At 29.1% G+C, this 12,713-nt stretch carries 17 protein-coding genes; 4 read left to right on the plus strand and 13 right to left on the minus strand.

Translation table 11 applies throughout. The annotated features are described in order from the left end of the window. Window positions 1–272 precede the first annotated feature (272 nt). The 3 genes from LIX58_RS02830 to tadA all read right to left on the minus strand — a co-directional run bounded on the left by LIX58_RS02830 (window position 273) and on the right by tadA (window position 2,340). Complete coding sequence (locus tag LIX58_RS02830; RefSeq protein WP_103329973.1) at window positions 273–839, minus strand: NADPH-dependent FMN reductase; 567 nt, start codon at window positions 837–839, stop codon at window positions 273–275. Between the two features lie 18 nt (window positions 840–857). Then, the gene (locus LIX58_RS02835; RefSeq protein WP_126565986.1) at window positions 858–1,730 is read right to left on the minus strand and encodes a Cof-type HAD-IIB family hydrolase; all 873 of its coding nucleotides are present in this window, start codon (window positions 1,728–1,730) and stop codon (window positions 858–860) included. A 136-nt stretch (window positions 1,731–1,866) separates the two neighbouring features. Continuing rightward, on the minus strand, window positions 1,867–2,340 hold the full coding sequence (gene tadA / locus LIX58_RS02840; protein WP_126565989.1) for a tRNA adenosine(34) deaminase TadA: 474 nt from the start codon (window positions 2,338–2,340) through the stop codon (window positions 1,867–1,869). 63 nt (window positions 2,341–2,403) lie between these two features. Between tadA and LIX58_RS02845 the strand changes: the two genes are divergently transcribed. Further along, window positions 2,404–3,021, plus strand: coding sequence for a deoxynucleoside kinase (locus tag LIX58_RS02845; RefSeq protein WP_126565991.1), 618 nt, complete (start codon window positions 2,404–2,406; stop codon window positions 3,019–3,021). Further along, window positions 3,014–3,676 carry a deoxynucleoside kinase gene (locus tag LIX58_RS02850; protein ID WP_126565994.1) on the plus strand — a complete coding sequence of 221 codons (663 nt, stop codon included), beginning with the start codon at window positions 3,014–3,016 and terminating at the stop codon, window positions 3,674–3,676. Before LIX58_RS02845 ends, LIX58_RS02850 begins: the two co-directional genes overlap by 8 nt. A gap of 72 nt (window positions 3,677–3,748) precedes the next feature. Here LIX58_RS02850 and LIX58_RS02855 read toward each other — a convergent pair whose 3' ends face one another. The 3 genes from LIX58_RS02855 to LIX58_RS02865 all read right to left on the minus strand — a co-directional run bounded on the left by LIX58_RS02855 (window position 3,749) and on the right by LIX58_RS02865 (window position 5,339). After that, window positions 3,749–4,447, minus strand: a complete 699-nt coding sequence (locus LIX58_RS02855; RefSeq protein WP_154838076.1) for an HAD family hydrolase — start codon at window positions 4,445–4,447, stop codon at window positions 3,749–3,751. 105 nt (window positions 4,448–4,552) lie between these two features. Continuing rightward, window positions 4,553–4,711 (minus strand): hypothetical protein, encoded by a 159-nt coding sequence (locus tag LIX58_RS02860; protein WP_168210247.1) that lies wholly within the window; start codon window positions 4,709–4,711, stop codon window positions 4,553–4,555. 478 nt (window positions 4,712–5,189) lie between these two features. Next, window positions 5,190–5,339: a hypothetical protein gene (locus LIX58_RS02865; RefSeq protein WP_168210246.1), complete on the minus strand. Its 150-nt coding sequence runs from the start codon at window positions 5,337–5,339 to the stop codon at window positions 5,190–5,192. Between the two features lie 396 nt (window positions 5,340–5,735). On the opposite strand from LIX58_RS02865, the gene LIX58_RS12625 reads away from it, so the two are divergent. Further along, entirely contained in the window at window positions 5,736–5,861 is a 126-nt protein-coding gene (locus tag LIX58_RS12625) for a BPTI/Kunitz-type proteinase inhibitor domain-containing protein (RefSeq protein WP_371869285.1), read from the plus strand. A gap of 971 nt (window positions 5,862–6,832) precedes the next feature. On the opposite strand, the gene LIX58_RS02870 is transcribed toward LIX58_RS12625, so the two are convergent. The 4 genes from LIX58_RS02870 to LIX58_RS02885 form a co-directional block, all read right to left on the minus strand. Next, window positions 6,833–7,483, minus strand: coding sequence for a hypothetical protein (locus tag LIX58_RS02870; RefSeq protein ID WP_226386051.1), 651 nt, complete (start codon window positions 7,481–7,483; stop codon window positions 6,833–6,835). Then, window positions 7,473–8,207, minus strand: a complete 735-nt coding sequence (locus LIX58_RS02875) for an ImmA/IrrE family metallo-endopeptidase (RefSeq protein WP_226386052.1) — start codon at window positions 8,205–8,207, stop codon at window positions 7,473–7,475. The genes LIX58_RS02870 and LIX58_RS02875 overlap by 11 nt, the downstream gene beginning before the upstream one ends. Further along, window positions 8,200–8,532: a hypothetical protein gene (locus LIX58_RS02880; protein ID WP_226386053.1), complete on the minus strand. Its 333-nt coding sequence runs from the start codon at window positions 8,530–8,532 to the stop codon at window positions 8,200–8,202. Before LIX58_RS02880 ends, LIX58_RS02875 begins: the two co-directional genes overlap by 8 nt. 256 nt (window positions 8,533–8,788) lie before the next feature. Continuing rightward, complete coding sequence (locus LIX58_RS02885; RefSeq protein ID WP_226386054.1) at window positions 8,789–9,133, minus strand: DUF4260 domain-containing protein; 345 nt, start codon at window positions 9,131–9,133, stop codon at window positions 8,789–8,791. Between the two features lie 641 nt (window positions 9,134–9,774). Between LIX58_RS02885 and LIX58_RS02890 the strand changes: the two genes are divergently transcribed. Beyond that, window positions 9,775–9,924: a hypothetical protein gene (locus LIX58_RS02890; protein ID WP_186311540.1), complete on the plus strand. Its 150-nt coding sequence runs from the start codon at window positions 9,775–9,777 to the stop codon at window positions 9,922–9,924. 1,334 nt (window positions 9,925–11,258) lie between these two features. Here the strand turns inward: LIX58_RS02890 and LIX58_RS02895 are convergent. The 3 genes from LIX58_RS02895 to LIX58_RS02905 all read right to left on the minus strand — a co-directional run bounded on the left by LIX58_RS02895 (window position 11,259) and on the right by LIX58_RS02905 (window position 12,686). Then, window positions 11,259–11,759 carry a MepB family protein gene (locus tag LIX58_RS02895; protein ID WP_226386055.1) on the minus strand — a complete coding sequence of 167 codons (501 nt, stop codon included), beginning with the start codon at window positions 11,757–11,759 and terminating at the stop codon, window positions 11,259–11,261. Between the two features lie 519 nt (window positions 11,760–12,278). Next, entirely contained in the window at window positions 12,279–12,425 is a 147-nt protein-coding gene (locus LIX58_RS02900) for a hypothetical protein (protein ID WP_185956992.1), read from the minus strand. Window positions 12,426–12,524: 99 nt separating this feature from the next. Continuing rightward, a complete protein-coding gene (locus LIX58_RS02905; protein ID WP_168210225.1) occupies window positions 12,525–12,686 on the minus strand; it encodes a hypothetical protein in 162 nt (53 codons plus the stop codon). Window positions 12,687–12,713 lie beyond the last annotated feature (27 nt).

Consider the following 12,713-nt stretch of genomic DNA (forward strand, 5'->3'; position numbering starts at 1 on the left):
AAATTGGATTAAAATAAGACTTTTCTTTCTAAATGACCTATATAAAAAATATACTAAGATTAGTTGAGTCCAGTAAATCTAGTTACTGGATAGTGAAAAAATTTCTATTAAAAATAATATACACCCCATAAACTTGGATTTAAGTCCAACTTTATGGGGTGTGTACAACATTTATATAAATTCAATTATTGGCTTTTTTTTTTAGATTTATATCTCAAGCTCTTTAAACTAGTTTCTTCTATTATATATACGTTTTTCTGTATAATTAATTTTTATTTTAAATGTTCATATGGACTATTATTCACGAATGAAACAATTTGATCGACAAATAATTTTGCGCGTAATTGGAATTGTTCATCGTCTAAGTACAATGTGCCATCGTCTAATTTACCATAATCAGAGTCATGTGTAGCAATCTGTGTAGGTACAGCAATACCTAATAAACTTCTCACAATGACACGTAAGTGAGATAATGGCTCAGAACTTACGATACCACCGCTATTACCGATTAATCCTACAGGTTTCATTTTAAAATAATCCATATTAACGTGATCCAAAGCATTTTTCAAAATACCAGAATATGAACCATGATAGTTTGGTGTACCAAGAATTAAGAAATCCGCTTCCATCGTCTTCTCTTTAAATTCTTTCGTATTCGCTTTGATTTCATCAACTGAAGGCGTTGTACCTGAGAAGTCTAACTGATTTAAAGGTTTCTCAGCTAAATCGAAAATATCGACATCCATATCATGATTATCAAATTGACCTACTAAATATTTCGCCAACGCGTTTGTATGTGAGCCAACTTGGGCACTTCCTACAATAATAAGTCCTTTCATTATTTAAAACTCCTTTAATTATTTATTCTGCTCTTCTTTTAATAACTTCATAATTGCTTTACCAACACCACTATTTTCGTTTGTATCAGTAACGTATTTAGCAATCTCCTTCACTTCAGGCATTGCATTCTCCATAGCAACTGGATAACCGACGCGTTCTAACATAGAAACATCATTTAAGTTATCACCTAATGCCATCACATCTTGTAAATCAACGTTAAGTTGGTCCGCAATGGTTTCTAAAGCGATTCCTTTTTGAGCATCTGAATGCGTAATTTCTAAGTTACCACGTGAAGATGATGAAATTGCTAAACTAGGAATAGCCGCTAGTTCTTCGCCTATTGCATTTATTTTTTCTAAATCAGGGTTGAAAGCTAATACTTTCATAATTAATTCACCAGGAATATCTTCAATATCTTCATAACTGTCCACTACTTTTAGCGTTCCATTATCAATACGCTTTTGAATACCGGCTTTAATCTTTTCAACATCAGCTTCCTGACCCGCTTGTTTCGCAATATCTAAATAAATATCTAAATCACGTGTTGGATCTTCAGTATAAATCCCTCTATTCGTATAAATTTGATAATATACATCATCTTTATTCAAGATAGATTTAATTCGCTCCACTAACTCATGATTTAGATTAGACGTACTCATTATATTATGTGTTTCATCACGCACTTCTGCACCATTTAAGCAGATATACGGGACACTTAAATCAGTTTCAGCGATAGGTGTACTTGCCTCGTAAAACGCACGTCCCGTCGCAATAACGACTGTAATTCCTTGAGATTGCGCATATTTAATGGCATCAATATTCTCTTGTGAAATCTCATGTGCCGCATTTAATAAAGTGCCATCCATATCCGTTGCTATTAATTTAATCATACAGTTACCTCGTTTCATTGACTTAATCCCTATCAATTTTTCTTTTTTGGGAAAAGGGTATTTGCTTAACAAAACTATGAAATTTTAAACTTTAAATTCAGTGTTTATTTTAACAAATTTGCGACAATTTGTACGCCTAAATGTTTGTTTTAGACTTCTTCGCACGTAGTTCTCGGAAAAAGTTACGCAACAAATCACCACATTCATTTTCAAGAACACCCGTAATTACCGAGGCTCTGTGATTAAAGCGAGGTTCTTCAAGTAAATTCATTAAACTACCACTACATCCACCTTTAGGATCCATAGCGCCGAATACCACTTTAGGAATACGGCTCATTACAATCGCTCCCGCACACATCACACATGGTTCAAGCGTGACATACAACGTGCAATCTTCCAAACGCCAACTTCCCACTACTTTCGAAGCACGTTCAATCGCGATATGTTCCGCGTGTGCAGTTGGCTGTTGTGCAGTTTCTCTTAAATTGTGCGCACGCGCTATAATTTCATCATCTTTTACAATAATTGCCCCAATAGGAACCTCGCCAAGCTGTTGTGCTTTCTCCGCTTCCTCAATCGCTAAATTCATGTAATATTCATCATTTACCATGTGTGTCCTACCTCACTTGTGATACAATACTCATTGTCTATTTTAACATTTGGAGATGTGATTATGAATAAACCATTTATCGCAATCGAAGGTCCTATCGGTGTAGGTAAATCTTCTTTAGCTCATAAACTTAGCCAAACTTTGAATTATTATGAAGAAAAAGAAATTATTGACGAGAACCCTTTTTTATCAGATTTTTACGATGACATTTCTAAATGGAGCTTTCAAACAGAAATGTTCTTCTTATGTAATCGCTATAAACAAGCCAAAGATATTGCAGAAATGACACAAGGTGTTGTGAGTGATTATCACATTTATAAGAATAAACTTTTTGCCCGTAATACTTTAGACGATGCAGAATTTGATAAATTCAATCGTATTTTTGATATTTTGACAGAAGATATTGAAATGCCAAATATGATTATTTTCCTAGATGCTGATTTAAATATTTTGAAAAAGCGTATTGCCAAACGTAATCGTAGTTTTGAGCATCAAATTGAAGATAATTATTTATTAAATTTAAAAAGAGATTATTTAGCATTGTATGAAGCTCTAAAACAAGAAGGCGCAAATGTGGTATTAATTAATACGAGTGACATTGATTTTGTTAATAATGAAGCAGATTATCAGAATATTTTAGAACAAATTAAACCAATGATAGGAGATAGTGAACATGAATAATTATGGCATACCCCAGAATGCAATTATTACAATTGCTGGGACAGTGGGTGTAGGAAAGTCAACGTTAACACAGGCGTTGGCTGACAAATTGAATTTTAAAACTTCTTTTGAAAATGTAGACCATAATCCTTATTTAGATAAATTCTATGATGATTTTGAGCGTTGGAGTTTTCATTTACAAATTTATTTTTTAGCAGAGCGATTTAAAGAACAAAAACGTATGTTTGAATATGGTGGCGGTTTTATCCAAGATCGTTCAATTTATGAAGATGTAGATATCTTTGCGAAGATGCATGAAGAACAAGGTACGATGAGTGCGGATGACTTTAAGACGTATTCAGAATTATTTAATGCAATGGTAATGACGCCATATTTTCCAAAGCCAGATGTATTGATTTATTTAGAATGTGATTATGATGAGGTTATTGAGCGTATTAAGCGTCGTGGTCGAGATATGGAGATTAATACCGATCCTGAATATTGGCAAAAATTATTTAAACGTTATGAGAACTGGATTAATAACTTTAATGCATGTCCTGTAGTTCGTATTAATATTAATGAGTATGATATTCATGAAAATCCTGATTCTTTAGACCCAATCATTGATAAAATTGCGCACATTATTAATACGTATCGTAATGTAGATAATAGATAATAGAGAGAACGCCTGCACAATCAGTCGAATTGTGCAGGCGTTTTGTGTATTTATTATAATTTTTAAATATAATTATTTTTCGCTGTGTTGTTTTAATATTTTAGGTACGTCTACAGCTGTATCGATGATATAATCTGCATCTTCTAGTTCTTCTTTTTTAGCAATGCCACTTAATACGCCGATTGCTAAGCCTAATTCTGCATTTACTTTTGTTTTCATATCATTGTTGGTATCGCCTACGATAGCAACGTCTGCAGGTCTAACATCATAGTGATCGAATAATGGATTCAGTACTGCTGGATTAGGTTTTTCTGCTGCATGTGTTTCAGTAGAAATGACTAGGTCAAAAGCATCTTTTGAATCTGTATCTTCTAAAAATTGCATGACACCTTTTCGAGAATCACTAGTAACAATACCAATTTTGTAGCCTTCATTTTTCAAGGCTTTAACCGTTTCATAAACACCATCAATCCAGTTATTCTCTGGTACTCGATTATCTACAAGATCTTGACTTGTATTACGTGTCCAATCCGAAACATCTTCACCCGCTATATCACTAAACGCTTTTACCATGTCATCTAAAGATCCAGAGCCCATGACTGAATTCGGCACAATCGCATCATCAATAACTCCAAGTTGGCGATGTGCCGCTTCTTTATCAGCAATTGGAAATTTATCTAAAAAGCTGTCTACAAGACGAACGCCAATCTTCTCCCAGCTCTTATCAAATTCAATTAATGTTCCGTCTTTATCAAATAATATCCATTCCATTTCAACTAACACTCCTACCACTCAAAATTTATAACGTTTCTATTGTAATATAGATAGCTATGATTCGCATAGAAATGTGAAATGGGTGGAGCAAAGCTGTGATTTTTAATTATTATCTTTTTGGTTATTACGGTCTTCTCTAAATTTTCTACGACGCGCCTCTTCCTTAGATACGCCATATTCAAATTTCTCTGGATTTTCTTTTGCTTCATTTACACCTTTTTTAGCACCTTTGATAAATTCTTTTATCGCACGAATAATCATAATATTTATCACCTTTCTTTTATTTTTTAAAGTGGAACATATTACTTTTAACAATAATATAACATTTGAACATGCTATTTGATAAAAAATCTAATTTTTTATCAAAATATGTAGTTTACAACTATTATAGGTGGGTAAAATTAAGTACGGTTATTCAATTTCATAAATCGTAAAAGCTTACCCCATTAGTCAATAGATTAGTGGGGTCGTTCTTATTAAAAAAATACCTCCTAAATGTTAGAATTTCATCTAACTTTTAGGAGGTATTTACTATACAATTTAACAACTTATTTAGGTTCGCCGTGTACAAGAATGCCACTTACTAAATCGATGACTTTTTTAATGAAGCCGAATACGTCTACCATTTGATTTCACTCCTTGTATATTTGTCTTATACCTATAGTTTAGCTTCATTTAGAAATTTTTGGGCATTCTTGCGTAAATGATTATTTAACATGCAAATCTGTTATTAAAGTAATTAATTCAATTCAATCGAAAGCAATTCTTCTACATAACTGTCTTTCAATTCATAAACTACTGGATTACTTTTTAATTTAACCAGTTTATCTTCATATTTAGAGATTACTTCATTAACCTTATTTCTTGAGTAACTTACAATATCTCTCAATTCTTTTACCTCTTTGCCAACTTATATATTACATAAATAATTACAAATATAATCGTTATTAAGTCAAACGAAGCTATAATTGATTGACTAAAAGATTCTTTAACCCAAAGAAAACGTACTAAAAAAAGCAAAATTGATTGTACTACAGCCGCAATAAACACATTAATAATTGGTTTGTCTTTTACTAAACAATAAACAATATATAGTATACAAATGATAGTTATAATCAACATTATAACTTGAGGCATTAGATTCCTCCCCTTTCTTACTTTATATTTTCAAACTATCACATTATTTATCTTTCTAAAATTTCTAGATATGTTAGTTAAATATGGTATTTTTGTAATGATGTAATTACTATTTTTTATATACATTGATAAAGTAGAACTGAAGTTAATGCATAAAGTTTGTCACTGCCAAATCTATCTTCACAATTTTCAATTCAAAATGAATACTGCTAAATGTGAAGCACAACAATATGGTAAAGATAAGGGGAACAAAAATGCGTACACTAAGATATAGATTAATTGCTGGTGTTATATTTTTAATAATAGTTATTATTGCTACTTTTTTATTCAACCATCGTTAGATTTAGATAATCAATTATCAAATATAATATATATTATATTGCTTTTCGTTATTGGTTCAATTTTAGGTTATATAGGGCGTCATTTAGACGGTAAATAGCTATTTATTATTTCAGATTTTTAATATAACAATTTATTTCATTAAAAAAGACCAACTAATGTTGATCTTTTTATTTGTGTATTAAGTTACGAGTGCTTTCTGTTTTCAAAACGATTATAAGAAATGACTAATTGAATAAGTAAAATAAATGAAGCGATACTAATGAATAAAAGATTGCTCGTTACTAATGTAGTTATAAGAAAGATAACGAAGAATATAACAAAAAGCTAGAAACTGCTTTATTTCAGCGTTTCTAGCTAATTAAATTCTCTATTATTTATATTCTGGTACGACTACTCTCCAACAATAAGTATATTTTATATATGTTTATAACGATTTATAAACATTGTTATTTTAGCTTTTCATATCATTATTTTTACTCATGTTTAATGTATATTTTTAAATAACGTATTCAAAACGTATTCAAAATAAAAAAACGTCACTTACGAGTGACGTTATAAAATATAAAAGATTTATTTAACTTGTCCGTATGCTAACTATTTAATACTTTTTCCCTTTGTTCCTTATTATTGCCCTTTTTATGCCCTTTTATTATTTTTAGACGCGTTAAATAGTACACAGAACGCTATTAATAAAGCGTTTATTAGTACATCATATATTATTGTATATGATTTATATACGATTTTTAAAGCCCTCAATAACAATAAAAATTAGTATTTAGATTCGCATAAAAGATCTTACTCATTTACTTATATAAATACACAAATCAAATTCTTACTGCAACACAGGACGTTTCTCAGCTTTAATATTCCCTACTATTATTGATATTTTTATACAGTTACTCATTAATTATTTAAATTATTATTCTCCAATTTTTCTTTTAATTCTAGTAAATCATTTTTTCCTTTGTCATCTATAGGTAATTTAGATTTTTCTACTTCTTTACTTTTTTTAAAAGAAAGATTCATCTTATCTCTTTCTTTATTAATTTCCCTATCATAATGTTCTACTTCTTTAAAAGATACACATAATTCTTTAAGTATATCTCTTCTATTCAAAAAAACTATGTTTTTAAACTCACTATTTTTCAATTCACCCGGAAATTTATCATTTGATTGAATAAATGGAGCGTTAGTTACCTCTGCGTAAACAGCACTTACAATTTCACCTTTATTAAGGTGTTTCTTTTTTTCTTGAGATAAGTTTTCCAATAATTCATTAATACCTTCCAATCTTCTCTCAATAATTTCTTGTTGCAACGGTGAGAATTTCTTAAATTCTATTAACAATATGTTTTCTTTTTTTATTTGTTCTATCAAATTATTATAAATATAAGAATAATCATAATTATCTCTTGACCAATCTAATAATTCAGTATGGACAGCATCAGCAATATTTAGTTTTTTAAATTTATCTATGAAATTCAAAAATTTATCTGTTAAAGAAAAATCAACAAAAATATTAGTATCACAAAATCCATGAGGTTCAATATTCAATATTTGTAACCTCCTTTATTTTACTAATAATCTTTTCAAGTCTTTCTTCAGATATTATACCTTTTTCGTAATTATTTAGTAGTATATCCACTACTTTTGGACTCAGATAATAATTTTTATTTTTTCTTAATTCTTCTATTTTGTATATTTCTTCGTCTTTTAAATAAGCAAAGTTATTAGAAGATTTATATAAATTCTTAAAATATTTATTACTTTTATAGAATCTAGGAAAAGTTCTTTTTATTTGCATGTACGCAACCTCATAATGACAATTAAATTCAATAGATAATTTATGTATATCAGATATATATATACGATTTTCACCAATTTTTTTATTTAAACGTACTCTAAGTGTTTCAGGAGGTATAAGTATAGTTGCAGCAAAAAGATCAGCTTCTTTTTCTATTATTTTTTTTGAGTTATCATCCTTAAATTCAAAATCATCATGCCCCTCTATTGAATGATAGACCTCATGCCAAACAGTAAAATTTTGTGTACAATAATAACTAGTATTATTTATAAATATAAACTCAATATTTTCACCTGAATATAAAAAACCCTTTTCATTTTGGTTATCATATTCGCTTGGAAAAGAACTGATTAATAAAAAAAAGCCCGCTTTTTCAACGAGCTGTTCAAAATCAGATATACTTTCATCGTCTCGTAAACCAAGAATATTCCTTCTAAAATCCATTGCCTTTCGAATTACTTTTTCTTCATTCATTTTCATGATTATCACCATAATATTTATATTGTTTATCTATCTCGCCTATTAACTGTAACAAATCATCTATTTGAGCATTAAAAGAATCATGATTTTTATTTCTATAATTTAATGTTGCCGCACTTATTTCTTTTTTTTCAAATAGTTCATTTGGAGAAACATTAAGTATTGTAGCAATTATTTCTGTATTTTGAAAATTCAAACGAGGATATTCAATAAAGTCCTCCGCAACTTCTTTTTCCGAACTATTAAGTTTTGATAATTTTTTGCTTAATATATTTTTAATTTTATTATCTGAATATTTATTAATAGTTAAAGTACTCATACTATCTCTCCTATTTAATTCAATTTTATTGAATTGTTTAGCATAAAAATAACAGCGTTATAACGCTGTCACCGTAATAAATTTATTTTATATGTTTTTATATTCATTTGACGAATGTAGTATTACATGTTGTATAGCAATTATAATATTATACGTTGTTAAAAACAATCACTTTATATCAATTGTCAAACTTTATTTATACTTTTTAATACAAAACACCAAACCACAAAGGCTTGGTGCTTATTATAATTAATCCTTAAACTTTTTGAATAGTAGTTTTATCAAACCCTAATGCATATTTAAGTCCATATCCTATAGTTCTATCCATACTGATATGTGCCAACCATATTAAAGACATTTGTAATATCACTTCTTCTTTAGTAAGTAAATACAACAAAGTAATAATGATAGGTAGAACATAAGTATGACCTAAATTATATATTTTACTACCAATATCTTTATTAACAACATACCCAATCATGGAAATATCTGGAACTAATAGAAATAGTAAAAAGATCCATAACGAAAAATCAAATATAAAATAAACACTAACAGCTGTAATAAAAACACATGCATTTTCTAATCTTATTAGATTGCTCATGTCATCCCCCTTTATTTTTATTTTTCAATTAAATATTATCACTATTTGTTTATTTATACTATAAAGTACGCATCATTATACTTTATTTTTATTCCTCAAAACCACCTATATCATCAATATGGAAATCTGCATTTAAGTATTGTTTATTTAATTCTGTTTCATTTATACATTACTTTAAACCACATTGCTAAATCGACAAGCTGGTTAATGCTGCAATCCTAATTTAGGACTGCACCTGTGTATTAACACATATCTAAATTGGGAATATGTCTATGTATCGAAGCGGTTGCTATATTCACTTACCTAACGTCACAAGTTACGACACATGGGGTAGCGTTTCACGACCCCATGAATAAGGGGGATACCGTTTCGTTCATCCCTTACTTAGATCAACTAACAAAGGGCGTCGTGTTTCCCTACTCCCTTTTATACATGACTGAATGAATTGTTCATGCAGCTACCGTCACGAATTGTTACGTTAGTATAATACAAACGTAATTGTATTAATTGAAACGACTGTATGTTAATATAAGTTATAGACAACATTTCTTTCATTGAACTTAGTCTTACTAGTCATGTACTAGTGAGACTTTTTTCGCATACAAAAAGGGGCTTTACGCCCCTAAAGAGTTATGCTATTTATGAAAGCTTTTAAAGTGTTGAGATTGCCTAAACATACAGTATTTTCGATGGAGAAGAAATACTTAGTGGAAAGGAAAGAATCGCCAGTTAGACAATCTCAATTATCATTATTACACACTAATTTTTATTTAGCCACACTATTAAAATAAAAATCATTAACTTGTATGCATAAATGTAATAAATTAATAAAAATGTTTCACTCCTTACTTTTCATCTACACTCTCACTTAGTCCGTCATGAGCTAAGTTGAGAGTGCTTTTTTACGCAAAAAAAGAAGCTAACCAATTAAGGTTAGCCCCATTGTAGTTGAAGTAGAGTGAAAACTCTATATGTACGTAAAGAAGTGAGAGGTCTTAAACCTCTATTGTTAGTATATCATTATTTTAATATTTGTTTAAAGCAAAATAAAAGCTATGCCCAAAGGACATAGCAAGGTAAAAAATGACTTATATTAAGAAAAATAAAATATTGAAGTGCTTTGTAAGGGAACCACTTCTAACGTCATTATACACATTAAATTTATACATTGTCTATAACCTTTACAGTATCTATAAATTGTTTACATTCTCATTCCCAACATTTTGGGAATAAAACTCACTACTAGATCATTATATAAGCTGCGTACTCAATTTAGGTACATAGATAATCTATATAAAACGCTATTTAGTTAAGAAATAGCTGCGTTGCCATTTTGACTACGCAGAGAAGCCACAAACGGCTTTTCAGAATTAGATAACCGACATTTCGGTTTTCTATTTATATTCTATTGAGCCTATATTTCGGCTGTATTCGTCTTAATTTTAGAGAACGAATATTTTCGTTTTCTAATGCACTAACTTAGTGCGTCAGCTTTTTATTGATTAATAAGCTCGCTTTTGTTTTTTCTAATACGGTAACTTAACGTATCAGCTTTTAGAAGCGGAACGCAACTTCCAATATATTCACTTAACCCAAATTTGGTTTTAGTAAATGTACTTATATTACTGAGCTCACTTTTGAGCTGAGAAAGTATATTTACTCAGTACATTTAGATTGAGCAATAAATTAATATCCTCAAATTTGGGGATATTAAAAAATGATAATACGTCCACTTATAAACACATTTAACGAAGCCACATTTGGATCGGTTATACACAAAAAGGTACCCCTAATTTGGGGCACCCTTTATTCTTTTATCAAACCACTTCCTTATTTTAAGGTACTGCTTGCAAGCGGACTGACTTTTAAGTCCATTTGTTATTGTGTGAAATGTAAAGTTTTGACAAGTTATAAATAAAAAGACTGCACCCAAAGGATACAGTCAGTTTATTAAAGGATACTCGATTTTGAGTAGTAAATTTTAGTAGCTGAGATTATTATCTTATAAATGGCTCTAAATGTAAATAGAAAACGCTTACTTTTTATAAATAAACGTCACACTTACATTTATTTTCATCTTAGTATTAACATCAAAACACGAAAAAACTCTTTTCTAAAACCAAACTCAACCTAAATATAATTCCTTAATTTTTTTCTTATCAAAACCCTTACTAAAATCTAAAAAATACGGGATTTGCCATTTTTGTGTACTAACTGCTATTTTATTTAAACTTTGTTCCCAACTAGGATAAACACGAATAGCCATTTTTCCTTTATGTTTTTCCGAACTAATAATTCCTTTTTTAACTAATAGCTCTTTAGGAAATATAAATTGACCTTTTTTAGATTCATCTAAAATATTAATAATTAACTTATCTTTTGATTCGTCAAAATTAAAAGGTCTGTTTTTATTAATTTCATTCTTGCACCAAAACGCAACAAAATAACCTGATTTTTTAGGAGTTTTTTTAGCTAATCGACTTTTAAATTCAACTCCATTGAACTCAAAATTAAAAGCCTCATACTCTTGATTCCATTGTTCAAATTCATGTTTTATCAAAGAAAAGTTACGATCAAACAATGGTATTTCATTTAAAAAAGCGATAGAAATATAATTACTATTCATAAAAAACTCCCTTCTACTCAAAAATTCATAAATCAACATTGCTTTATTCTAAATGCTTTATTAAACCAAAATCAACGAATTGTCGGATAGTACATTCACTATATATATTTGTAATTTAATTAACAGTTCTTCTCAACGTACAATAAGTTTCTCGGTATAAATGCGTGTTCTACCTCTTTTTATTCTTCTTATTTTTTTCGTTTACAGAAATTATAATTGGTAACAAACCACAACAAATAGCAATTATCAAAAACAAACCAGCATTCATAAAAAAACTCCTTTTTTTAATATTTTATTACAAGAGTTATTGAATTTTAAAATACCCTTATTTGCAATTTTAAGATACTTTTTAGAGCATTTAGGGTATTCTATATAGTTTATGAACTATTTAACGTCTCTTAAAATATAAAAAAGCAAAGAGAAACATTGATATATCAGTATCTATTCATATTTTTAAAAAATGATTTCTACATAGTATCAAGACAAGAAGAAACTCGTTTCAAAAAGCAAAACCAAAAATTAACCCTCTTTATCAACTTTTTCTAAACCAATAATCAATAAGACAAGAACAGATAAAAGCATAAATGGAAAAAATAAAGAAGTAACTAAAAAACCTATAATCATAATTAAGTAAAACGAATCAATTTTGTAATTTCCGAATTTCATGTAAAAACTCCTTTTGTTTTCTTCTCAAAAAATAAAATTGCTTTATTCCAAAATAGTTCCACTCAACATCAATAAATTTTCTCGACATATATGCATGACTTACATTTTTCGTCTAGCATTCCAACCAATTAACGCATTACCAATAAAACCAACAACTCCACATAATAAAGCCACAGAGAATGAGTTATCTCCTATAAAAAAAACAACTAAAAATATCAAAATTCCAACTACTAAACTTATTATCCACTGACTTATTTTCATGATTTAAATCTCTCCTTTTAAATACCC

Source organism: Staphylococcus sp. Marseille-Q1834 (assembly GCF_916858875.1).
Classification (GTDB): Bacteria; Bacillota; Bacilli; order Staphylococcales; family Staphylococcaceae; genus Staphylococcus; species Staphylococcus pragensis.